General features: G+C 49.0%; 20 protein-coding genes. 6 read left to right on the top strand and 14 right to left on the bottom strand.

Annotation, left to right across the window (positions count from 1 at the left end):
* The first annotated feature begins 34 nt into the window (after nucleotides 1-34).
* Entirely contained in the window at nucleotides 35-811 is a 777-nt protein-coding gene (locus tag Q8M75_RS07620) for an IclR family transcriptional regulator (RefSeq protein WP_305488232.1), read from the top strand.
* 43 nt (nucleotides 812-854) lie between these two features.
* On the opposite strand, the gene Q8M75_RS07615 is transcribed toward Q8M75_RS07620, so the two are convergent.
* Together Q8M75_RS07615 and Q8M75_RS07610 are read right to left on the bottom strand one after the other, a co-directional pair.
* A complete protein-coding gene (locus Q8M75_RS07615; protein ID WP_305488008.1) occupies nucleotides 855-1,961 on the bottom strand; it encodes a serine hydrolase in 1,107 nt (368 codons plus the stop codon).
* Between the two features lie 65 nt (nucleotides 1,962-2,026).
* Complete coding sequence (locus Q8M75_RS07610; protein WP_305488006.1) at nucleotides 2,027-2,896, bottom strand: DMT family transporter; 870 nt, start codon at nucleotides 2,894-2,896, stop codon at nucleotides 2,027-2,029.
* Nucleotides 2,897-3,131: 235 nt separating this feature from the next.
* Here Q8M75_RS07610 and Q8M75_RS07605 point away from each other — a divergent pair, with 235 nt between their 5' ends.
* The gene (locus Q8M75_RS07605; protein WP_305488005.1) at nucleotides 3,132-3,683 is read left to right on the top strand and encodes a phasin family protein; all 552 of its coding nucleotides are present in this window, start codon (nucleotides 3,132-3,134) and stop codon (nucleotides 3,681-3,683) included.
* 110 nt (nucleotides 3,684-3,793) lie between these two features.
* Here the strand turns inward: Q8M75_RS07605 and lpdA are convergent, their stop codons facing one another.
* From lpdA to aceE, 3 genes are read right to left on the bottom strand one after another with little or no spacing between them, the layout of a single operon-like run.
* On the bottom strand, nucleotides 3,794-5,593 hold the full coding sequence (gene lpdA / locus Q8M75_RS07600; RefSeq protein WP_305488003.1) for a dihydrolipoyl dehydrogenase: 1,800 nt from the start codon (nucleotides 5,591-5,593) through the stop codon (nucleotides 3,794-3,796).
* Nucleotides 5,594-5,604: 11 nt separating this feature from the next.
* A complete protein-coding gene (aceF, locus tag Q8M75_RS07595; RefSeq protein WP_305488002.1) occupies nucleotides 5,605-6,930 on the bottom strand; it encodes a dihydrolipoyllysine-residue acetyltransferase in 1,326 nt (441 codons plus the stop codon).
* Between the two features lie 22 nt (nucleotides 6,931-6,952).
* Entirely contained in the window at nucleotides 6,953-9,655 is a 2,703-nt protein-coding gene (gene aceE, locus Q8M75_RS07590) for a pyruvate dehydrogenase (acetyl-transferring), homodimeric type (protein WP_305488000.1), read from the bottom strand.
* 206 nt (nucleotides 9,656-9,861) lie between these two features.
* Between aceE and Q8M75_RS07585 the strand changes: the two genes are divergently transcribed.
* The 4 genes from Q8M75_RS07585 (at nucleotide 9,862) to Q8M75_RS07570 (ending at nucleotide 16,203) form a co-directional block, all read left to right on the top strand.
* On the top strand, nucleotides 9,862-12,399 hold the full coding sequence (locus Q8M75_RS07585; RefSeq protein WP_305487999.1) for a PAS domain S-box protein: 2,538 nt from the start codon (nucleotides 9,862-9,864) through the stop codon (nucleotides 12,397-12,399).
* A gap of 42 nt (nucleotides 12,400-12,441) precedes the next feature.
* Complete coding sequence (locus Q8M75_RS07580; RefSeq protein ID WP_108469140.1) at nucleotides 12,442-13,080, top strand: response regulator transcription factor; 639 nt, start codon at nucleotides 12,442-12,444, stop codon at nucleotides 13,078-13,080.
* 73 nt (nucleotides 13,081-13,153) lie between these two features.
* Nucleotides 13,154-14,008, top strand: a complete 855-nt coding sequence (folD, locus tag Q8M75_RS07575; protein ID WP_305487995.1) for a bifunctional methylenetetrahydrofolate dehydrogenase/methenyltetrahydrofolate cyclohydrolase FolD — start codon at nucleotides 13,154-13,156, stop codon at nucleotides 14,006-14,008.
* Between the two features lie 50 nt (nucleotides 14,009-14,058).
* Nucleotides 14,059-16,203 (top strand): M3 family metallopeptidase, encoded by a 2,145-nt coding sequence (locus tag Q8M75_RS07570; protein ID WP_305487993.1) that lies wholly within the window; start codon nucleotides 14,059-14,061, stop codon nucleotides 16,201-16,203.
* Here Q8M75_RS07570 and Q8M75_RS10115 read toward each other — a convergent pair.
* The 9 genes from Q8M75_RS10115 to Q8M75_RS07530 form a co-directional block, all read right to left on the bottom strand.
* Nucleotides 16,200-16,418, bottom strand: a complete 219-nt coding sequence (locus Q8M75_RS10115) for a hypothetical protein (protein WP_371131763.1) — start codon at nucleotides 16,416-16,418, stop codon at nucleotides 16,200-16,202. The two genes, Q8M75_RS07570 and Q8M75_RS10115, sit on opposite strands and share 4 nt — an antisense overlap.
* A 9-nt stretch (nucleotides 16,419-16,427) precedes the next feature.
* Nucleotides 16,428-17,507: an aminotransferase class III-fold pyridoxal phosphate-dependent enzyme gene (locus tag Q8M75_RS07565; protein WP_371131762.1), complete on the bottom strand. Its 1,080-nt coding sequence runs from the start codon at nucleotides 17,505-17,507 to the stop codon at nucleotides 16,428-16,430.
* A gap of 1 nt (nucleotide 17,508) precedes the next feature.
* Nucleotides 17,509-18,513: a galactitol-1-phosphate 5-dehydrogenase gene (locus tag Q8M75_RS07560; RefSeq protein WP_305487990.1), complete on the bottom strand. Its 1,005-nt coding sequence runs from the start codon at nucleotides 18,511-18,513 to the stop codon at nucleotides 17,509-17,511.
* A gap of 9 nt (nucleotides 18,514-18,522) precedes the next feature.
* Nucleotides 18,523-19,293, bottom strand: a complete 771-nt coding sequence (locus Q8M75_RS07555; RefSeq protein ID WP_305487989.1) for an SDR family NAD(P)-dependent oxidoreductase — start codon at nucleotides 19,291-19,293, stop codon at nucleotides 18,523-18,525.
* Nucleotides 19,290-20,603, bottom strand: coding sequence for a histidinol dehydrogenase (gene hisD / locus Q8M75_RS07550; protein WP_305488229.1), 1,314 nt, complete (start codon nucleotides 20,601-20,603; stop codon nucleotides 19,290-19,292). The genes Q8M75_RS07555 and hisD overlap by 4 nt, the downstream gene beginning before the upstream one ends.
* Before the next feature lie 65 nt (nucleotides 20,604-20,668).
* Nucleotides 20,669-21,727, bottom strand: a complete 1,059-nt coding sequence (locus Q8M75_RS07545; protein ID WP_305487987.1) for an ABC transporter substrate-binding protein — start codon at nucleotides 21,725-21,727, stop codon at nucleotides 20,669-20,671.
* A 33-nt stretch (nucleotides 21,728-21,760) separates the two neighbouring features.
* Nucleotides 21,761-22,543, bottom strand: a complete 783-nt coding sequence (locus Q8M75_RS07540) for an ABC transporter ATP-binding protein (RefSeq protein WP_305487985.1) — start codon at nucleotides 22,541-22,543, stop codon at nucleotides 21,761-21,763.
* 1 nt (nucleotide 22,544) lies between these two features.
* Nucleotides 22,545-23,342: an ABC transporter permease gene (locus Q8M75_RS07535; RefSeq protein ID WP_305487983.1), complete on the bottom strand. Its 798-nt coding sequence runs from the start codon at nucleotides 23,340-23,342 to the stop codon at nucleotides 22,545-22,547.
* Entirely contained in the window at nucleotides 23,324-23,998 is a 675-nt protein-coding gene (locus Q8M75_RS07530; RefSeq protein ID WP_305487981.1) for an ABC transporter permease, read from the bottom strand. Before Q8M75_RS07530 ends, Q8M75_RS07535 begins: the two co-directional genes overlap by 19 nt.
* Between the last annotated feature and the right edge of the window lie 61 nt (nucleotides 23,999-24,059).

Raw genomic sequence — 24,059 nt, 5'->3', positions numbered from 1 at the left:
CAATAAAGCAATGGATAACCCCAAAGTAGCAAAAATGGCTAAAGCCCCTGGTGAGGTTGGAAAGACCGCCATCCAGGTGGTCGAGCGCATGATGAATTTGCTCGATGCCCTTGCGAAGCATGAGGATGCCTGCAGCCTGAAGATTTTGGCTGAGCAAACTGCACTCCATCCTTCCACGGCGCACCGCATATTAAATGACATGGTTGCCTGCAGACTGGTTGAGCGCGGCGATGGCGGCACTTATCGGCTCGGTCTGCGACTCTTAGAGCTCGGCAATCTAGTGAAAGCTCGGCTCTCAGTTCGAGAGGCAGCTCAAGCACCGATGCGCGCACTCCATAAAATCACCGGGGAAACCATCAACCTATCCGTCCGACAAGGCGACGAGATTGTCTACGTCGATCGCGCCTATAGCGAACGTTCAGGCATGCAAGTGGTTCGTGCGATTGGCGGTCGTGCGCCGCTGCACCTCACCTCGGTTGGTAAGCTGTTTTTGGCAAGCGATGACTCGACCAAGGTGCGAGCCTATGCAACTCGGACCGGCTTAGCTGGACATACCCGCAATAGCATTACCGAATTGCGTAAGCTTGAAACTGAATTGTCTAAAGTCAATCAGTTGGGGCATGCCAGCGACGATGAAGAATTGGAATTAGGCGTGAGTTGCTTGGCGGCCGGCATCCTCGATGACACAGGCAAATTGGTGGCTGGCTTATCGCTCAGCGCTCCTACGGATCGCATTCAGGCAGACTGGCTCAAGGCGCTCCAAGATACCGCCATGCAAATTTCAAAAGGAATGGGATTTACCTCGAAGTAAGTCTTGTGGGAGAAAGAAGCAAATCCCCCCCCCTACAAAGAAATTACATCAAGCGACGCAGTGGACGGATCTCACTGGGATCCATTTGCTGATACCAATCCTTGACGCGTACCGCATCTGCAAAACGGGATTGCGTGCCCACTGAATCTAAAAAGACGAGCAGCAAGGGCGAGCCATTGATGTTGGCTTGCATCACGAGGCATTTACCGGCGGCACTAATAAACCCGGTTTTTTGCAGTCCGATGTCCATGTCGCCAGAACGAACCAGGCGATTGGTATTCAAAAAAGTTTGTGGGCGATTGTTAATCACCATGGTGAGGTCAGGCCAAGTGGAATACTCCCGAATGGCCTTGTACTGATAAGATGCACTCACCATTTTCGCCAAGTCATCTGCAGTGGCGACGTTCTCACTGGATAAGCCGCTGGGATCAGCAAAGCGCGAGTTCCGCATGCCAAGATCACGGGCTTTTTGATTCATGGCAGCAACAAAGGCAGGAATGCCTCCTGGGTAGTTCCTGCCCAAGGTGTAGGCAGCGCGATTTTCAGAGGACATCAGCGATAGAAGCATCGCTTCACGGCGTGTCAGCGATGTGCCGGTAGCAAGCCGCGATTTTCCGTAGCTACGGGCATCCTCCGCATTAATCTTAATGGGCTCATCCAAAGGCAAGTCAGCATCGAGTACCACCATGGCACCCATTAACTTCGTAATGGATGCAATTGGCAGGCTAACGCCGGTATTTTTCTCAAACAATACGTCATTGGTATCTTGATTGACGACCATCGCCACGCTGGACTTCAGACTGAGATCATCATGTTGGCCCCGCAAGCCCATTGCCGTGGCAAAAGAAGGTCTTGAGCCGGTAGTTGCATTATTTGCTGGGCGAGTAACGGTTACCCGTACATCTTTGGTTTTCTTAGCCGTCTTCGTATTGCCAGTCTTTGCCGGCTTAGTTGTTTTAATTGTTTTATTCGTGCTACCCGGTTTCGCAGCAGGCGCTTTATTGGCCGACTGGTTTTGTTTTGGCTTGTCTTTAGCAGGCGCTTGCTTTTGATTGCTCGAGCTAGTTTGGGCAATTGCAGCGTCGGGGATATAAGAGACCGCAAACAGGGTCATCCATAAGGCAACTCCAAGCCGGCTTCGTAATCGCATGCAGCACTACCTCTTCACCTAACAATAGCCGTAATGATAATAAACTTTGACGGGTTCAGGGTGATTTATTGACGCGCCTTTTGATTCACCAGCACAACCGCCCCCATCGTCAAAATAATCCCTGCCGCCATCATCCAGGTCAAGGGTTCATCAAATAAGAACCACGCCATAATCGCAGTCGTAGGTGGCGTTAGGTACAACAGACTCGTGACCTTGGTTGCCGCACCCTTGCGAATCATGATGAACAGCAAGCTCACAGAACCAATCGAGATGGGGAAGATTGCCCAGAGCATGGCGATGATGACGGGCGTATTCCAAACCATGGTGCCTTCTTCAAATAGCGCCATACAAAGGAAGGATAAAAGTAAGGCGATGCTGAATTGGATTAAAGAGCCCGATCGCAAGTCAAACACAGGGCAATACTTCTTCTGATAGAGCGTACCAAAGGTAATCGACAATAAGGCGGCAAACGCAAGAAAGTAACTAATGACGGGTATGGGCGTAAAGTTCATTTTCTCGGCAACGACAAGACCAACCCCCGCTATCCCCAGCAGCAAACCGAGCCACTGGCGCGGCGATACATGCTCGGATACCCATGCCGCAAACCAGGCCGTGATGATCGGTTGCAAACCAACAATTAGGGCCACCAGTCCGGCGGTCATACCCAAGCGAACGGCTGCCCATACGCCCATTAAATAACCAAATTGCAGCAGAACGCCGGCAATTAGCAAATGTCCGAGTTGCGATTGATTCGGCCAAGAGGCTGGTCGCCACACCAAGCTGAGGGCCCCCATGGCTAGCAAGATTCCCAGGTAGCGCCAAAACAAGAACGTGGCCGGCTCCACAAAGGGCATTGCTAGTTTGGCGATGATGAAGCCCGTGCTCCATAAAAGAACGAAAACAGGCGCAATCGCACCTTCAAGCCTGAACGCCATAAATCCTTTTATTTGCTTTTTTTATTCTGTTATCTGATTTTAGCTCCAGGAAGACCACCACAAGTCGAATAACCTTTTACTTAAATATTTACTTATAAGCTATTGTTTTTTAATGTTTTTATTCTTATTAAATATGAATATTAAAATCTTTGTGCAATGCAACAAAAATAAAACTATAATCTTAAGTAATAGTTATTAGCCATACAGCACCCCATCAATTACTCGGAGATAGAAAATGAACCTCACACCAGAGCAACTGGCCGCCGCACAAAAGGCCAACCTAGAAACCCTCACCGGTATTACAAATCAGGCACTAGTCAGCATTGAAAAGTTGGTTGAACTCAATATGCACATTGCCAAGGCCAGTTTGAGCGACAGCATGACTAATGCCAAAAAGGCATTGGAAATTAAAGATGTACAACAGCTATTAGCCCATCAGGCCCAATCCGTCCAGCCCATGGCCGAAAAGATGATGGCCTATAGCCGCCATTTATACGAATTAGCAAACGATACCCAAGCGGGCTTTTCCAAAACAACTGAAAAAGAAATGCAGGCCAGCCAAAAGAAAATGAACGCCATGGTCGAAGACTGGAGCAAAAATGCGCCGGCTGGCTCAGAAGCAGCTGTTGCAGCGATGAAGCAAGCGATTGCCTCGGCCAGCACCATTTACGAGAACAGCCAAAAAGCCATGAAGCAGGCGCTGGATGTCGCTCAAACAAACCTGAACAATGCAACTGAATCCGTATTGAAGGCCACCGAGAAGGCCACTAAATCTTCAAAGCGTTAATCGAAACTACAGGGCCCAGGCCCCAAACAAAATCCCCTGTCAGACTCTGGCAGGGGATTTTTCTTTTGATTGGCGGTCTACTGCGTTTAAAAAATCACGCAATCAAGGCATTACTTCTTTCGAACCGGCGGCAAGTCGGTGCAGTGCCCGTGCGCCGCTTCGGCTGCCAAGCCAACCGACTCCCCCAGGGTGGGATGCGGATGAATGGTTTTACCCATATCAATGGCATCTGCTCCCATCTCAATTGCAAGACAGACTTCACCAATTAAATCACCCGCATGGGTGCCAACAATACCGCCGCCAATAATTCGGTGGGTTTTGGCGTCAAATAAGAGTTTGGTAAATCCTTCGTCGCGACCGTTGGCAATCGCGCGGCCACTCGCTGCCCAGGGAAAGAGGCCTTTCTCATAGGCAATGCCTTGCGCCTTGCATTGCTCTTCAGTGAGTCCGGCCCAAGCTACTTCGGGATCGGTATAGGCAACAGAAGGAATTTGCTTGGCATCAAAAAAGGATTTTTGACCAGCTGCCGCTTCTGCTGCAACGTGGCCTTCGTGCACTGCCTTATGAGCAAGCATGGGCTGACCCACAATGTCACCAATCGCAAAAATGTGCGGGACGTTCGTGCGCATCTGCTGATCAACGGCAATAAAGCCGCGATCATCTACCGCAACGCCGGCATTGCCCGCATCAATCTTTTTGCCATTCGGTGAGCGCCCTACCGCAACCAATACCAAGTCATAGGCTTGCGGATCTGCAGGCGCAGCATCACCTTCAAACGTGACATGAATTCCGTCGGGCTTCGCTTCTGCTTTGGCAGCGCGCGTTTTGAGCATGACCTTATCAAAGCGTCCCGCATTGTGCTTTTCCCAGACCTTCTCTAAATCGCGATCGGCACCCGCCATCAGCCCATCGAGCATTTCAGCAATATCAATTTTGGAGCCCAAGGCACTATAGACCGTCGCCATCTCTAAACCAATGATGCCGCCACCAATGACTAACATGCGCTTAGGAATACTCTTCAAAAGGAGTGCGCCCGTACTATCGACAACGCGCGGATCATCCGGCAAAAATGGCAGCTTGATCGGCTGACTGCCGGCAGCAATAATTGCTTTCTGAAAACGAATCACTTCTTTTTGACCGCTTGCTTCTTGACTGGGCCCTGCGGTTAGATTGACTTCAACGTGGTTTGCATCCACAAAACGACCAAGACCACGGACAACCTTCACCTTACGTGCTTTTGCCATACCAGCCAGACCACCGGTCAATTTGCCAATCACGCCATCTTTGTAGGCGCGCAACTGATCAATGTCGATGGTTGGGGTACCAAAGCTAATGCCGTGCTTTGACATGGTTTTCGCTTCATCCATCACCGCAGCTGTGTGCAACAGAGCTTTGGATGGAATACAGCCGACGTTTAAGCAAACGCCGCCTAGAGTTGGATAGCGTTCAACCAGAATAACGTTCAGACCTAAATCGGCAGCACGAAATGCAGCGCTATAGCCGCCGGGGCCTGCGCCGAGGACCAGTAAATCGCATTCATGATCTACCTTACCCTGAAAAGCACTCGCTGCATTGCTAACTGCAATTGGTGCGGCAGTGGGTTGTGGTGATGGGGCTGCGTTTGGAGTTGGAGCCGATGCGATAGGCGCATTTGGCTTTGGCGCGGCACCAGCCTCGAGTTCAATCTCAGCAATAACGGTGCCCTTTTTAACTTTATCGTCCACCTTCACTGCAATGCTGGTAATCGTACCAGCCGCATCAGCCGGCACTTCCATGGTGGCCTTATCCGACTCTAAAACTAATAATGGCTGCTCTTTTTCAATCCGATCGCCTACCTTTACCAGCACCTCAATCACGGGCACATCGTCGTAGTCACCAATGTCCGGAACCAGAATCAATTGCTTAGTCATGGTGATTCCTTTTAAAGTGCCGCACGGCGGAAATCAGCCAGGAGCTGGGCAATGTAGGCCGTAAATCGCGTCGCCGAAGCGCCATCGATCACGCGGTGATCTGCCGTCAAGGACAGTGGGCATATCAGCCTGGGCACAAATTGCTTGCCATCCCAGACTGGTTTCATTGCCGCTTTGCTGACGCCCAAAATAGCGACCTCAGGTGCATTGATGATCGGCGCAAAATAAGTTCCGCCAATACCGCCAAGGGAGGAGATGGTGAAGCTGGCGCCCTGCATTTGATCTGGCTTTAATTTGCCTTCCCGTGCCAATGCAGCAAGCTCACCGGTCTCGCGGGCAATCTCATTGATGCCCTTTTGATCGGCATTGCGAATGACTGGAACAACGAGGCCATTGGGAGTATCTGCAGCAAAGGCAATGTGAAAGTATTTTTTCAGGACTAAATCATCACCATCGAGCGAGCTATTGAATTCTGGATACTTTTTCAGTGCGGCTACTGCCGCTTTGATCATGAACGCTAGCATTGTGATCTTATTACCCTGCTTTTCATTCTCTTTATTAGTTGAAACACGGAACGCCTCAAGCTCGGTAATGTCCGCGTCTTCATGATAGGTAACCGCCGGAATCATCACCCAGTTGCGCGCCAAATTGGCTGCGGATAACTTTTTAATACGGGACAAGGGTTGACGCTCAATCGCACCAAACTTGGTAAAGTCAACGGTGGGCCATGGCAATAAATCCAGACCGCCCATATTGCCACCGGTCTTCGTGCTTGCAGTTGAAGTAGCGCCACTCATCACGCCTTTTACAAAAGCCTGAACGTCTTCCTGCGTAATGCGGCCTTTGGGGCCCGATCCTTTAACAAGGGCAACGTTGACACCCAATTCACGAGCATATTTACGTACCGTTGGACTAGCGTGACTCACATCAGCCCCAGCTGTTGGTATGGCTTGAGCTACAGGTGATGCCGGCACCGCTACCACTGCAGCCACCGGTGTTGGTGTGGGTGTTGTTATGGATGCAGGAACAGAAGGAATCGCAGGCGCTGCCTGGGGAGCTGGAGCACTTACTACTGGAGCAGAAGCGGCAGCAGTATCGCTGGACTCCACTACCAATACCAGCGCACCTTCTGAAATCAAATCGCCTACCTTGACTTTAATTTCTTTCACAAGGCCTGCGTGCGATGAAGGCACGTCCATTGTGGCCTTATCGGACTCCAATGTAACAACCGACTGCTCTTTTTCAATCACATCGCCAACTTTGACGAGTACTTCAATCACAGGTACGTCGCTGTAGTCGCCGATATCGGGTACGTGAATTTCGATTAATTTACTCATAGTCTGAAAGATCGCATTCGGCTTAAGAAGTCATTGGATTTGGTTTTTGGACATTGATCTGGTATTTCTGAATTGCCTCAGCAATTTTTTGACGATCAATTTGTCCAGCGTCGGCTAGCGCCCTGAGCGATGTCAATACAACCCAGCGATAATCCACTTCAAAGAAATCGCGCAGGTTTTCGCGGGTATCGGAACGTCCAAAGCCATCGGTGCCCAGGACTTCATAGCGACGACCCATGTGTTGAATTGCTGGACGAATTTGATCGGCAAAGGTACGCACGTAATCGGTTGCCGCGATGATGGGGCCGGTAGTATCTTTTAAGCATTGCTCTACGTGCGAGAGTTCTGGCGCAGATGCTGGATTGAGCAAATTACTCCGATGCACGGCATTCCAATCACGCCCTAATTCGGTAAAGCTTGGGCAGCCCCACAAATCAGAAGCAATACCCCAGTCGGTATGCAAGACTTCAGCGGCCGCAATCACCTCACGGAAAATGGTGCCAGAGCCAAGCAGTTGAACGCGCAATTTGCTATTGGCATCGCCTACTGAGCGTAACTTGTACATGCCCTTAATGATGTCTTTTTCAGCGCCCACTGGCATTGCAGGATGGGAATAGTTTTCATTCATGAGGGTAATGTAGTAATACACATCATCTTGGGCATCGAGCATGCGGCGCATGCCGTCCTGAATCACCACTGCCAATTCAAAGGCAAATGTGGGGTCGTAGCTCACGCAATTTGGCACCGATGCGCTCCATACATGGCTATGACCATCTTCGTGTTGCAAGCCTTCGCCATTGAGGGTGGTTCTTCCAGCAGTGCCGCCCAGCAAGAAGCCGCGGCTGCGCATATCGCCTGCAGCCCATGCTAAGTCGCCAATTCGCTGGAAACCAAACATCGAATAGAAAATGTAGAAGGGCAACATCGGTACGCCGTGGGTGGAATACGCCGTTGCAGCCGCAATCCAATCGCACATGCCGCCTGCTTCGTTGATACCCTCTTGCAGAATTTGGCCTTGCTTATCTTCGCGGTAGAACATGAGCTGATCTTGATCTTCTGGCGTATAGAGCTGACCCAGTTGATTCCAAATACCGAGCTGGCGGAACATGCCCTCCATACCAAAGGTACGCGACTCGTCTGGAACAATCGGCACCACACGTTTACCCAAGGTCTTGTCACGAATCACAATGTTGAGCATGCGCACAAAAGCCATGGTGGTTGAAATCTCACGGCCCTCACTGGTCGCTTCGAGTAATGCGCTAAATGCATCAAGCGCAGGTACAGGCAAACTCTCGGCCTTCATACGGCGTTGTGGCAAATAACCACCCAGCTCCTGACGGCGCGCACGCATGTACTCCAGCTCAGGACTGCCATCGGGGAACTTCACAAAGGGAATGTCGTCAAGCTCTTCGTCTTTCACCGGGATCTCAAAACGATCACGGAAACGACGTACATCATCAGGACTCATTTTTTTAGCTTGGTGCGCAATGTTCATCGCCTCACCCGAGCCACCCATGCCATAGCCTTTAATGGTGTGCGCCAAAATAACGGTGGGCTGGTTTTGATGATTCACTGCCGAGTGGAAGGCAGCGTAAACCTTGTGCGGATCGTGACCACCGCGATTGAGAGCCCAAATGTCTTCGTCGCTCCAGTCTGAGACCAAGGCCTTCAGTTCTGGCGTATTAAATACAGTCTCGCGCACGTATGCGCCATTTTTTGCTTTCATGGTCTGATACTGACCGTCGACAATCTCGCCGAGGCGCTGCATCAGAATGCCTTTTTTATCGCGCGCGAATAAAGCGTCCCAATGGCCGCCCCACACTACCTTAATGACATTCCAGCCAGCCCCACGAAACTCTGCTTCGAGCTCCTGAATAATTTTTCCGTTGCCGCGCACCGGACCATCTAAACGCTGCAAGTTGCAGTTCACAACAAAAATTAAGTTGTCCAAACGTTCACGGCCAGCCATCCCAATAGCGCCGAGTGACTCTGGCTCATCTGTCTCGCCATCACCCAAGAAGGCCCATACCTTGCGATTGCCGGCATTGATAAAGCCACGGTCTTCCATGTAACGCATAAAACGGGCTTGGTAAATCGCCATGATTGGACCCAGACCCATCGATACCGTTGGGAATTGCCAAAAGTCAGGCATGAGCCATGGGTGCGGGTAACTGGAAATACCGTTACCGCCTACTTCCTGACGGAATAAATCCAGCTGGCTTTGCTCTAAACGGCCCAGCATGTAAGCGCGTGAGTAAATTCCAGGAGCTGAGTGTCCTTGAACAAAAATCAGGTCACCGCCGTGCTCTGCGCTCGGAGCATGCCAAAAATGGTTAAAGCCAACGTCATACAAGGTGGCGGCCGATTGAAAGGAGGAAATATGGCCACCCACATTGGTATCTTTATTCGCACGCAACACCATCGCCATCGCATTCCAGCGGGTGTATGAGCGAATCCGGTGCTCGATGTTTTGATCGCCGGGAAGGCGCGCTTGCAACTCCACCGGGATGGTATTGATATAAGGGGTTTCAGCATGAAAGGCCTGATTTACCCCATTGACTCTGGCATGGGATATTTGCTGATCGATTAAATACGCCGCCCTCTCTGGGCCCACCGCGCGTAACACGCCATCGAGTGCCTGCAACCACTCTTGGGTTTCTATTGGATCAATATCCAGGTCATCCGTTTGCGCCTTACCTAAAACCGATTGCGGAACTGCGGCCATTGCGTGTCTCCATTAGCTCGATGTGGGTGGTATTTACTCTACAGGGAATATTCTAAAAAGCACAAAAGGCCTTGACAAGAAATTTTCCACATAATGATAGTATTTCTCATAATGTGGAAATATATTGCAGTGCAAGTCGCACTATATGAAATTAACCTATATGAAATAGGCAGATACACTAAGGGGATTGGAAAAATGCCCTATTCATGAAGCTACCCTTTACCTTCCCAGCTCGCATTAATAACAGCTCCTGGTTTCGCCGCATCAGGGGATTTCGCTTGGTCTACACGCCCCTGGTAGCGATCGTCATCTTTACGGTGATGATGACCATCATTTTGGGCACCCTGCAAATGCAGGAACGCAACCAACAAGAAAATGCCTTATTCAGAGAGCTCTCATTAGTAAAGCAACGCATTCAATTACGTTTTGCCAACAATACTGAAGTGCTCATGTCGCTCAGCCGCGATTTAGGCAGAGTGAATGGCGATGAAAAGACAAAAGCCAGCGCCTTAAAAGAAGCGGAATCGTTTTTACTGAATAACCACGAAATTAGCCAACTCATTTTGCTCGATCGGGACAATCAGCGGCAATGGATGATGCCGCCGCCATCCCGAACCAATACTTGGTTTGATCAGGCGCCGTACACCAAAGAAATAAAAGCGCAGCTCAATAAAACCATTGAGTTGACTGTCAGTACCAATCGTCCGGCGTTTAGTAACTTCATTCAAATTGATATACCCAATGATGAGCCGATGGCAAAAGAACGGCGAACTATCTTTTGGCAAACCATCCCGATTGGGCCGGATGGTGACATCAGCGGCGTGATGGCAGTGCTTTACTCGGCGCAAGGCATTATGGAATACGTTATACCGCCAGAGTTAAAAGGCCTCTACCGCTTTAGCTTAACCACCGATGCGGGCAAAGTGCTCGCCATCTCATCGGATCGCAATATGCCGCCGCGCTCCCTAACCAATCAAACTAGCTTGGATCTGGGTATCTTGAGTCCCAATGCCATCTTGCGTGTTGATACGTACCCAACGCCGAGCAACCTGACATTTAAGATGTTGCTTGGTGTGGTCATTGGTCTTAGCGCATTCGTTATTTTGAGCTTATGGTCCGTCATCAAGCAAATGCAAGTCCGTCAATTGGCTGAAGCCAGCTTGCGAACTGAAACTAACTTTCGGAATGCGATGGAGAATTCCACGCCGGTTGGTATTAGGGCGCACGACATGCAAAAGCGCATCACCTACGTGAACCGGGCATTTTGTGAGATGACCGATTGGAGCTCAGAAGAGCTAATGGGCCTGCAGCCGCCCTTCCCGTTCTGGCCCGCAGATCAACAGGAGTACCTGCTTAAAAAAATGGATTTAGCGCTCAGCCCAAATAGCAGCCATGAAATAAAAGGTGGCATTGAGGGGGTGATACAACGGCGCGATGGCACACGCATAGCGACGCGTACCTATATCGCGCCACTTATCAATGAAAAAGGGGAGCAAACTGGCTGGGTCACTTCGCTGGTGGATATTTCAGAGCCAAAGCGCATTCGTGAAGAATTGGCTGCCTCGCAAGATCGCTTCATTACGGTGCTCGAGGGATTGGATGCTGCCGTTTCCGTGATCTCCATCGAAACAGGCGAACTCCTCTTTGCCAATCGCTTCTATCGAGAACGGTTTGGAAATACCTCGAAGGGTCATATCGATTTAGCCAATCATGAAATGGATCCTGCACTGCTGCATGGCCTTGAGGACGACAACATCGATCCTCTAGCAGGCTTGCCCAGTTCTGAGCTCAATCAAACTCGGCAAACCGAGTCGCAAGAGATTCAACTTATTGGTGACGAGGCTAAATGGTACGAAGTACGTCGCCGATTCATACCATGGGTGGACGGTCATTTAGCGCAGCTTCTGATTGCGACCGACATTACCTTGCGTAAAAATACCGAGGACTTGGCGCGCCAACAAGAGGAGCGCATGCAATTTACCAGCCGTTTGACCACGATGGGTGAAATGGCCTCCTCGCTGGCACATGAACTCAATCAGCCCTTGGCTGCGATTTCGAACTATTGCATGGGTGTAGCAAAGCGCTTATCGGGTCAAGCGGACCAAAATCTTTCAAACGACTTACTTCCCGCGCTTGAGAAAGCATCGCAACAAGCGCACCGCGCTGGAACGATTATTCAGCGCATACGTGGTTTTGTGAAACGCAGTGAGCCACAACGCAAGGATTCTGATATCGGCGAGATTGTGGCTGATGCCGTCGGCCTCGTAGAGATTGAGGCGCACCGCCATCGCCTCGCTATTGCGGTGGAGCTGGCACCCAACCTCCCCAAAGTGGGTCTGGACCCGGTTTTAATCCAGCAGGTTTTGGTCAATTTGCTGAAAAACTCCCTGGATAGCGTACGCGAAGATGCACCACTATCCTCCCGCTGGGCGGTGCCGCCCATCAAAATTAGCGCTGATTTAGAGACCAGCACATTTCCAGCGATGCTGCGCATCCAAGTCGTGGATAGTGGCCCGGGAGTGGCCGATGGGGTGATTGAACGTATGTTTGAGCCCTTTTTCAGCACAAAATCCGACGGAATGGGTATGGGGCTCAATATTTGCCGCTCCATTATCGAGTCCCACCACGGTCGCCTGTGGGCCAAAAACCAGCATGATCCCAATAGCGGCAAGGCAGTAGGCTGCACCTTTACAATACTATTACCTCTCGAAACGGCGGAAACCGAAGCAACCGCTTCGGCTTAATGCATGTTTAGAAATACCAAGCGGAACTGACTGATGAACTTAATGAATACATCCAACCCCAATCCAACCGAAGTGGTTTATGTTGTTGATGACGATGAGGCGGTCCGGGATTCCTTAACCTGGTTGCTGGAGAGCAACGGCTATTTAGTTCGCTGCCATGCCAGTGCCGAACGTTTTTTGCAATCCTTACAAAGCACGGATAAATCAACGATTTCATGTGTGATTTTGGATGTCCGCATGCCGGGCATGTCGGGCCTTGAGTTGCAAGAGCGCCTCATTAGCGAAAACCTCCCTATGCCCATCTCCTTCATTACGGGTCATGGCGATGTATCGATGGCCGTCACCACCATGAAAAAAGGGGCGGTTGATTTTATTGAAAAGCCATTTAAAGAAAATGAACTGTGCGCCCTGGTAGAAAAGATGCTGGCCAAAGCACGCACCGATTACAGTCAGGCGAGCCAACGTAAAACTACCCAAGGGTTGCTTGGCAAACTGACGGGTCGCGAACGCCAAGTACTTGAGCGCATTGTTGCCGGCCGTCTGAATAAACAAATCGCCGATGATTTGGGTATCTCAATTAAAACGGTTGAGGCCCATCGCGCCAATATTATGGAAAAGCTCAACGTCAATACCGTTGCCGACCTCCTGCGTTTGGCCTTATCGGATCCACAGCCAACCTAATTAGCAAGCAAATGCATTTCTAGGAGGCCCATTATTTGGGCTTCATTTTTTTAACGTTCTTTTTTCTTTACTTATGCCAGCCCAATTACTCGACGGCGTTGCCCTCTCCAAAAAAATTCGTACTGAAATCACTGCCCGTGCCGCTATCGTTACCGCCAAGGGAACGCGTCCCGGTTTGGCGGTGATTGTGGTGGGCGACAACCCAGCCAGCGCAGTCTATGTTCGCAATAAAGTGAAAGCCTGCGAAGAGGTTGGCTTTCATTCGGTGCTCGAGCGCTACGAAGCAGAGATGAATGAAGAAGCGCTATTAGCCCGCATTGCTACCTTGAATGGCGATCCAGCCATTCATGGCATTTTGGTACAACTGCCCTTACCTGCGCACATCGCATCGGAGCGGGTACTTGAGGCCATTGCGCCACAAAAAGATGTTGACGGCTTTCACGTTGCCAATGCCGGTGCCCTGATGGTCGGAGCGCCAGAATTCAAGCCCTGCACCCCCTATGGCTGCATGAAGTTACTCGAAAGCATTGAGTATCCCTTGCGTGGCGCGCGTGCAGTAGTCGTTGGCGCATCGAATATTGTGGGTAAGCCAATGGCGATGCTCTTATTGCAAGCCGGCGCAACCGTAACCATTTGCAATAGCAAAACGCGGGATCTGGCCCACCACACCAAAGATGCGGATGTCTTGGTGGTTGCGACTGGCAAGCCCAAAATGATTACTGGCGACATGGTCAAGTCCGGCTCGGTTGTGATTGATGTTGGCATCAATCGCCTACCCGATGGCAAGCTGTGCGGCGATGTGGATTTTGATACGGCCAAATACATTGCTGGCTGGATCACTCCGGTACCAGGCGGCGTTGGCCCCATGACCATCACCATGCTGCTCATGAACACCTTAGAGGCAGCGGAAAAGGCCTCCAAACACTAGTCCCTTTGCTGGTTTACACGCCAGCAAGCACATTACATTAAGCTAGAGGGATGAATACACATCCCAATCTAAGCCCAAGCCCAACGCACTCCGATAATCCCCTGCTTCACTTTGGCAGAGGAATCGTAGCCTATTCGCAAATCCAGCCGAGCCATATTGCTCCGGCCATAGATATCCTTCTTGCTGAGGCCGAATCTGCAGTCGCCATCGCAACTAGCCAAACCACATCACCCACTTGGAATGACTTGGTAGAGCCCTTGGAAGATGCGACGGAGCGCCTTAGCCGTGCATGGGGCGCAGTGTCCCACTTAAATAGCGTAGCCGATACTCCGGAATTACGCGCCGCCTATGGCGCCATGCTGCCAAAAGTAACGGCCTTCATGTCGAGCCTGGGTCAGAATCTGGCCTTATATGAGCGCTTTAAAGTCCTGCGCCAAAGTCCGAGCTTTGCCATGCTCTCAAGCGATCAGCAAAAGGTGATTGAAAACTCCCTGCGCGACTTTCGTCTGGGGGGCGCTGAATTACCCGAGGATCAAAAGCCCCGCTTTGCGCAAATACAGGATTTGCAGGCTGAACTGGGCAAGGCTTTTTCGGATCACGTATTAGATGCCACCAATGGCTTTTCTCATGTCATCACGGATCCCGCTGAGCTAATCGGGCTACCTGAAGATGCGATTGCAGCCGCCGCCGACACAGCCAAAGAGCAAGGCAAATCCGGATGGGCTTTTACCCTGCACTTCCCGTCGTATTACCCGGTACAGCAGTATTCAGAAAATCGGGCATTACGGCAGCGTATGTATGAAGCCTACGTCACCCGGGCATCGGAACTGGGGCCACAATACGGCGCCGGCAAGGCGGAGTGGGATAACACCCAAAACATGCTGGATCAATTGCGTCTGCGCAATGAAGAGGCATTGATGCTCGGCTATAGCAATTACGCCGAACTAAGTATTGCACCCAAAATGGCGCGCACTGTTGATGAAGTAGATCACTTTCTGGTCGATATTGCGCGGCGCGCAAAACCCTTTGCCAAATCAGACTGGGAGACTCTGCAGCAGTTTGCTCGCACTGAATTTAACTTAGGCGCCACCAAAGACGATCCGATTCAGCCCTGGGATATTGCCTTTCTGTCCGAGAAACTCAAACAGGCACGCTATGCTTTTTCAGAAAATGAACTCAAGCAATACTTTCCACTGCCCAAAGTACTCGACGGCCTCTTTGGCTTAATTCAGAATCTATTTTCCGTTCACATCAAACCTGCTGACCTGCCCATTTGGCACGACACGGTTCAGTCTTTCTCGGTCAGCAATCCGGATGGTGAAGTAGTGGCCTATTTTTACCTCGATCCCTACGCACGGCCCGGCAAACGTGGTGGCGCGTGGATGGATGATGCCCGCGGTAGGCGCTTATTGCCCAATGGTGAAGTACAGGTACCGGTAGCCTACTTAGTCTGTAATTTTGCAGCGCCAGTGAAGGTCGATGGCAAGCTAAAGCAACCCACCATTACCCACGACGATGTGATTACCTTATTCCACGAAAGTGGTCATGGCCTGCATCACCTGTTAACTCAAGTTGGGGCCCTGGGCGTTTCTGGCATCAATGGCGTTGAATGGGATGCCGTAGAACTGCCCAGCCAGTTTATGGAGAATTTCTGCTGGGAATGGGAAGTCCTCGAAAAAATGACAGCCCATGTCGATACCGGCAAGCCACTACCGCGTGAACTCTTTGAGAAAATGCTCGCCGCCAAGAATTTCCAAAATGGTCTAGCAACTTTGCGCCAAGTGGTGTTCTCCTTAACCGATTGGCGTTTGCATTCCTCATTTGATTCGGCACATGCCGAGGGTCAGGCTGTTTTGGGTATTGCCAAAGCAATTGGCGATCAATTTAATGCCATTCCCCAATCCCCCTTATCGCGCTGGCCCAATACCTTCAGCCATATTTTTGCGGGTGGCTACGCAGCAGGCTATTACAGCTATAAATGGGCTGAAGTACTCTCTGCCGATGTGTATGCTGCATTTGAAGAGGCGGGTAAATTGAGTGGCAGCGTGATCGATAAGGCTATGGGCCTCCGTTACCGCACTGAGATCCTCGAGGTCGGCGGCAGTCGCTCTGCAGCAGAATCGTTTAAAGCCTTCCGCGGACGCGAGCCATCCATCGATGCACTTCTTCGCCATGGAGGTTTGATAGCAGCCTAAGCTGTTTCTAGAATTGCTTTTCTAAACCCATCCACCATTTGATCAACTTGTGAGCGCGTTGTTATAAATGGTGGGGCTAGAACTAAGGAGTCTCCTGGCGCCCTCGTTAAGACGCCATGCTTAAATGCAAGCGCCTGAGCATTAAATCCGCGCTCACCAATGGCGTCCTGCTTTGCCTTTAGCTCCACACCTGCCGCTAATCCAAAGTTGCGCACACTAACAACCTAATCTAGATCGGCGAGTGAATGAACGGCCTCCTCAAAATAAGGTGAGAGCGCATTCACTTGCTCCAAAAGGCCTTCCTGCTCAATTACGTCAATCATAGCCAATGCTGCGGCACAGGATAGTGGGTGACCGGAATACGTATAGCCATGCATCAACTCAGCCATATGGCGAGGGCCATGCATCAACGTATCGTGTATTAAACGGCTAACAATAACACCGCCCAATGGAGCAGCCCCATTGGTTACAGTCTTAGCAAACAAAATCATATCTGGAACAACATCAAACGTAGTTGATGCAAACATATTTCCAGTCCTGCCAAATCCAGTAATGACTTCATCAAAAATTAAAAGTAACTCATGGCGATCGCAAATTTCGCGAATACGCTTTAGATATCCCTTGGGCGGAACCAAAACACCAGTTGAGCATGCAATTGGCTCTATAACTACAGCCGCTATATTATCCGCACCGTGCAAAGCAATGATTCGACTTTCAAGCTCATCCGCCATCTCATATCCATGCTCAGGCTCTCCCTTCACAAAGGCCTGATTTGCAGGATCCCAAGTTGATCGTAAATGATCAGAACGCAATAATGAGGCGCCAAAAACCTTACGATTATTAATCATTCCGCCAACTGAGATGCCACCAAAACCCACCCCATGAAAACCGCGCTCACGCCCAATAAATAAATTTCGATGACCTTGCCCACGGACACGCCAATAGGCTAGCGCCATTTTCATAGCGGTATCGCATGCTTCAGATCCGCTATTAACAAAAAATATCCTATCCAGATTTTTGGGTGCAATCGATGCAATACGTTCTGCTAGCTTAAATGCGCCTAAATGCCCAACCTGAAAACTGGAAGCAAAATCCAGTGTGTCGATTTGAGTCTTCATCGACTCAGCAATTTTTGGGTGCTTATGACCAGCCCCAACACACCATAAGCCAGATATACCGTCTAAAACAGCCCCTCCATCGGCAGTTTGATAAGTAACGCCAGAAGCGGATGCTAGTAATCGAGGCGAAAGCTTAAAGTCCCGATTGGGCGTAAATGGCATCCAAAAGGCATCTGAATTTGACATCTTAATTTGGTTTTAACAGAATTTTGGCTGAAGAAGTGTTGCCGCGATTCAAATCATCAAACGCATTAGCACCATCATCCAGCGATCTCTTTTCGACCCAGGCTAAAGATCCAAATGCACCTTGATTTAAATAGTTTACAGTCGCAATTAAATCTGCAGTTGAGTAAGTGTAGGTCCCTAATAGAGTAATTTCAGCAAGGGTTAATTTGCGCATATCAATCTCACTTGCCCAATCCTGCAGACCAACGTGCATAATCACTCCGCCGGGTTTGATTGACTCAAATGCTGATTTACGGGTTAGTTTTGTCCCAACACAATCAATAACAAAATCATAATGATTTTCAATGATCGCTTCTACTATTGGATCGCTTGTTTTGCACTCAGCATGGAGACGAATTGACTCTCTACGCAAAGCATTTGTTTCAGCAACACATAAATCATTCACTCCAAAATGTTTAAGTAATAAAGCTGTCAACATGCCAATAGCGCCACCCCCAATAATTAGGACACGGCATTCTTGGATGGGGCGATGTAATGCTCGCATTGATAAATTGATTGCATGAACGGCAGTAGCGGCAGGCTCAGTCAAGGCGGCTGCGTCCATCGCCATATCATCCGGCAGCGTAATTAATGTCTTTGCTGGGATGCTCATATACTCCGCAAAAGCGCCCGGCCTCGTCATTCCAACCATAGTGCGATTAGAGCAAAGATTATTTCTCCCCTGAACGCAATACTCGCATACGCCACACGTAATTAATGGATTGCCAGTAACGCGTGAGCCCTTCTTGAAATTGGTCGATAGGCTCTCAATTACAACACCCGAAAACTCATGCCCCAGTACTAATCCTGGCTTCCTTCGCGGATCATGCCCATGATAAGCATGCATATCGCTTCCGCAAATCCCAACTGAGTCGATCCTCAAGATAACTTCATCCTGATCCATGGTCGGATAAGGGCGCTCTAATAGCTGCATTTCATTGGGGTTGGTATAAACCAGTGCTTTCATAATCGAGTCCTAAGAAGCTGTGTAACCACCATCAAGCATGATAGTTTGCCCAGTAATATACGAAGAGGCATTACTGGCCAAGAAAATAGCAAGGCCTTCAATATCCTTCATCTCGCCATTCCGACCAATTGCAGTGCGATTAGCATGTAATTTAACAAGCTCTGTGTCATTAAATACTGGCGCCGTCAATGCGGTAGGGAAAAATCCAGGCCCTATGGCATTGCAGGTGATTCCAAACTTAGACCATTCTTGGGCAATTGCGCGCGTGAGCTGAAGTATCCCGCCTTTTGCAGCACCATATGGCGCACTGTTTGAAAACGCACGGTAACTTTGTAAGGAAGCAATATTAATAATCCGCCCCCACTGATTTGATTTCATTTTTGGGGCCAGTGCTTGTGTCAAAAAAAACGGGGCACTTAATTGCAAATTTAATTGACGGGTCCATGTTTCCTGCGTGACATCCATAAATGGTTCGCGTAAATTCGCCCCCGCTCCATTAACCAGAATATCAACTTGACCGGCATGTATCAGGGCCTCTTCTGCCAAAGCTGCACAGGCATTTAAGTCCGCCAGATCAGCTGGTATACAAGCTAAAACGTGGATATTTTTACTTGCAAGCCGCGCACGAGCCTCCTCTAACTGAGGCTTTCTGCGGGCAGCTAAGATCACTTGCGCACCAGCGAGGCCTAAGGCCTCGGCGATTGCCTCGCCGATTCCGCTACTGCCACCAGTAATTAATGCAATTTTTCCATTAAGGGAAAATTGATTAAGGACGCTCATACCTCTACCGGCCTCCCTAAGTCAAAGTTTTCTTTAGGAAAATACTTTTCCAGGCGATCATCCGCTGTTCTTGCATGTGCTTCCATTCCCTCAAGCCTGCTAATGCGAGCAGTGACGGTTGCCATTTGCTTGCTAGCCTCTCTTGTCATACGCTGCCAAGTAAGAGTTTTCATAAACTTGTGCACCGATAAACCGCCAGAATAACGGGCTGCACCCTTGGTTGGCAAAACGTGATTAGGGCCACTTGTTTTATCACCGTACGCTACAGTTGTTTCTTCACCCAAAAACAATGACCCATAATTGGTTAAATTCTCAAGCCACCAGTCAAGATTTTTTGCGTGCACCTCTAGATGCTCGCTTGCATACTGATCTGATACTCGCGCCATCTCCTCATTGCTATCGCACAAAATGATTTCGCCATAGTCGCGCCAGGCGCAAAAAGCAGCGTCCTTAGCAATGGGCGGGAGCAACTCGATCATCTCCGGAACTAATTTTGCAACCTCATTGGCAAGCGTCTTGGAGGTTGTAAAAAGCCATGCGGGAGACTCATGTCCATGTTCTGCTTGCCCCACCAGATCACTAGCGACAATCTTAGGATCAGCCGTTTCATCGGCAATGACTGCAATTTCAGAAGGTCCAGCAAATACATCAATACCGACCTTTCCAAACAAGGTACGCTTAGCCTCAGCAACAAACTTATTTCCAGGGCCCACCACCACATCAGCAGGCTTCCCCGTAAATAGACCTAAGGCCATAGAGGCAATTGCCTGGACGCCACCTAAGGTCATGATTACATCGGCACCGGCTGCCTTAAAAGCGTAGAGGACATATGGATGAATACCGCCGCCACGAAATGGACTAGAACAGGCAATAATATTTTTTACGCCAGCAGCCTTAGCAGTTGCAACCGTCATATAGGCGGAAGCAATATGGGCATAACGGCCAGATGGAGCATAGCAACCGACCACATTTACCGGCAAAACCTTTTGACCGGCAATAACGCCCGGATATAAGTCTGTTGAAAAATCGCGAATACTTTCTTTTTGTGCAATCGCAAAGTCATAAACCTGCTTTACAGCAAAATCAATGTCTTGCTTCACTTGATTTGGCACTTCTGCAAGAATTCGATCAATTTCAACCGGAGACATAACGATATCTCCAGTCCATTTATCGAGGGATTTTGCATACTCTAGAACTGCAGATTCGCCATTTTTTTCTATGTTTGACAGCATCTCAGCAACAACTTGCTGCGCATTAGAGGATTCTGTTTCAGGAGTTTTAGCCGCTTTTTTTAAAAATTGAACACTCATCATCACCCTTACATTTTTAGCTGAGAATCCCCGCTGAAATTACTCCCAACGGGGACCACGATTAATTACTTCGTATTTGCCGCAAAGTCACGCAGTTTCTTATCTGCGTTTACCATCTTCATAAACTCATCGGTAACGTAGTCTTTGGCTGGAGGAACGCTAGTAAGAGCGCCAGTGCTTTGCATAAAAGCTGCTATTGCATTGAACCAGCCGTCAGCCTCTGATGTGCCTTTTGCTTGATCCATAATTCTTAGCTGCGAAGCCAAATCATAGGTTGGGCGGGTATCAAACTCTTTACGCATCGATGCCTCTGAGATACTTACGCCACCTTGCTCATAAAATTTCTTCATCATGGCAATAGCTTGTGGCTTATTCGCATTCATCCAGCTCCATGCGCGAATATAGATTGCAAGAAACTTAGCCACATTTTGCGGATTTTCTTTTGCATAATCACCACGAACAATTAGAGCGCCAGGGACAAAAGCTCCGCCATCTTTTCCGCTACAAATGACTTTTGCCCCCGCTTTTTCTTCCAGTGTATAAATATTTGGGGCCCATAAACCACCTAAATCAGCGTTACCCGAAGACATGGCAGAAATAATTTCAGCTTGACCCATATTTTTAATAGTGACATCAGACTTGGCAATGCCATACTTTTTTAAGCACGACTGCACTGCATAATCACCGGTGGAATTTGCAGTCAATACAATGGTCTGGCCTTTGATGCTTTGTGGATTTTTCGCAAATGCATCCGCTGTCTTTGCTGTTGCAAGTAATGCATTACCTGCAGACTCATCATTTGTTATGCCAATGGTTTTAATGCCGAAGCGGACATACCCCAAAACAGCAGGAACAGAGCCTGTGCCACCAACATCCCACGATTTAGAAGCTGATGCAGCAATTTGAGGTACGCCAGCTGGGAAAGTACTAAATGTTGGCTTTAATCCAAGTTCTGCCCACCAATTTTTTTCAGTGGCAACATAAAATGGTAAAGCCCAATACAGTGCCGGCTGATAACTTACCTTAATCTCAGTCAGATTCGCTTGCGCATGCGATTGCGTCGCAAGTCCTAACCCGATGATCGACCCCATTAACACACTTATTAACTTTGATTTAATCTTCATTACGTCTCCTTGGTTAAAAAAGTACCGCCTTACTTAATGCTGCTCCCTTAGTAACTTCCAAATCTGACTACGTAAATGCACAAACGAACTTAAATCCATTACATCTTCAATGCGAGCATGCTCATCCCAACGCTCATCCAGGCGGATTTTTTTAACGTCAATCACCTCCTTAATTAAGCCAGGTCGGCGTGACATTACAACCACTCGGTCAGCCAAATAGACAGCCTCCTCAACAGCGTGCGTGATAAATAAAACAGTCCTCGGATTTTTCCTGGCTAGTTTTACTAACTCCTCTTGCATGACAACCCGAGTTTGGGCATCAAGCGCTCCGAATGGCTCATCCATTAACAAAACCCCGGGGTCAAGAACGTACGCCCGTGCGATCGCAACTCTCTGCTGCATTCCGCCAGATAATTGATGTGGATAGGCTGCTTCATAACCCTCCAAGCCGACCATAGTAATTAGATTTGCAGCGCGCTTATTTCGCTCGGATTCATCCAATCCCATTGCCTTAAGGCCAAAGGTAATGTTATCCAATACTGTTTTCCACGGAAACAAGGCGAATTGTTGAAAAACAACCGCCCGATCCGGGCCCGGCGCAGTAACAATCTCTCCGCCAACTCGAATAACGCCTTTTGTTGGCGCCTCAAATCCAGCAACCATTCTCAGGCAGGTTGTCTTGCCACAGCCGGATGGACCAACAATGGCAACAAATTCTTTATCGGCAACCGTAAAGTTTGTCTCGCCAACCGCAAGAAACTCTTTACCACCTTGCGTAAACTTTTTTTCCACGCCATCAAAAACAATATTTGCCATCTTAATTTTCTCGATACTTACTAACTAATTTTTCAGTCATTCTTAAACAAACATCAATCACAAGTCCTATGATCCCAATCGCTACCATGCCGCTCATCACAATATCGGTTTGAATGCTTGCCTGGCCCTTCACCATCATGTATCCAACTCCACTCGATGCCACGATTAACTCGGCTCCAATTAAAGATTGCCAACCTAAGCCAGCTGAAATTCTGAGACCGGCCACAATGGATGGGATGGCCGCCGGAAACAAAACCTCTGCCATCAATCGAATTTTGCTTGCGCCAAGCATCTGAGCGGCTTCGATGAATTTTTTATCGACGTGAATAGCACCGCGATAGGTATTAATCAGCACTGGAGGGAATGCGCCCATAAAAATAATTAAGACTGGGCCACCGATGCCGGTTCCAAACCAAAGCGCAGCAAATGGTACCCAAGCGATAGGTGCAATAAAGCGAATGCTTTCAAAAAAAGGAGTTATCAAGCGATCTATGTTTTTGGATAATGCCATCAGCAATCCCAATGGAATACCAATTGCAATAGCCAAAATAAATCCATACAAAAATCGTTGAAAGCTCGATGCAATATGCGCCAATAATGTAAATCCTGAAAATGGCTGAGTCAGAAGTGAGCTTAATTTATCTAAAACCTCATGGGGAGCAGGTAAAAATTGTTTGGGAGTAACCTGAAGAAAAACTGCGCCATACCAAACAGATAAAAATAAACCTATTCCTAGGAGTGAATACAACATCCATTCCTGACGATTGAGGGTCTCCTGCTTCACGGCAATCGCCTCCATGGCATTGCGGATTTTTCAAGCAAACCCAATAGCTGTGTCATTAGCCATCCACAGATGGCCACACTCAGCATGCCTACCAAAATCATGGCTGGATTAATGTCTTGTGCAGCTTGGTTTAGGATTGAGCCCAGCCCCAAAGCGGCACCAACCAATTCGGCAGCTACTAAGGTTGTCCAAGATGCCTGCAAAGAAAGACGTAAACCTGAAAAAATGAGCGGCATGGCAGTTGGTATTAACACTTCTGTGTAAAAACTAAAGCGCGATACCCCTAACATCAAGGCCGCCTCCTTTTGAGCAATATCAAGTGATCGTATCCCCGTAAAGGTATTAATTGCCGAAGGAACAAATGCAGCTACAAAAATAACCATAATTTTGGCTGGATCACCAAGACCCAACCAGACTATTGCCAAAGGGATCCACGCCAATGGTGGTATTGGTCGCAATGTTAGGAAGATTGGATTAAATATAGCTTCAATTTTGCGATTGGCCCCCATAAAGATGCCCAATAACACGCCAGAAGCTGATGAAATTAGAAAGGCAGTTGTGACCAAACCAACGCTTTGCAAAACATGTTGATGCAGCTTTCCATTTCCATACCCATTGAAAGCGATCACTTTTAGTGACGCCCATGCATCCGAGGGCGATGGAAAGCGCATCGGGGAAATGAGACCAAACCATTGGGTTATAGAAAGCCAAATAAGGCCAACTGCCAGCAGA

The sequence above is a fragment of the Polynucleobacter sp. genome, assembly GCF_030693775.1.
Lineage (GTDB): Bacteria > Pseudomonadota > Gammaproteobacteria > Burkholderiales > Burkholderiaceae > Polynucleobacter.
The sequence above is the reverse complement of the archived record's forward strand: the minus strand, read 5'-3'. Positions and strand labels throughout refer to the sequence as shown.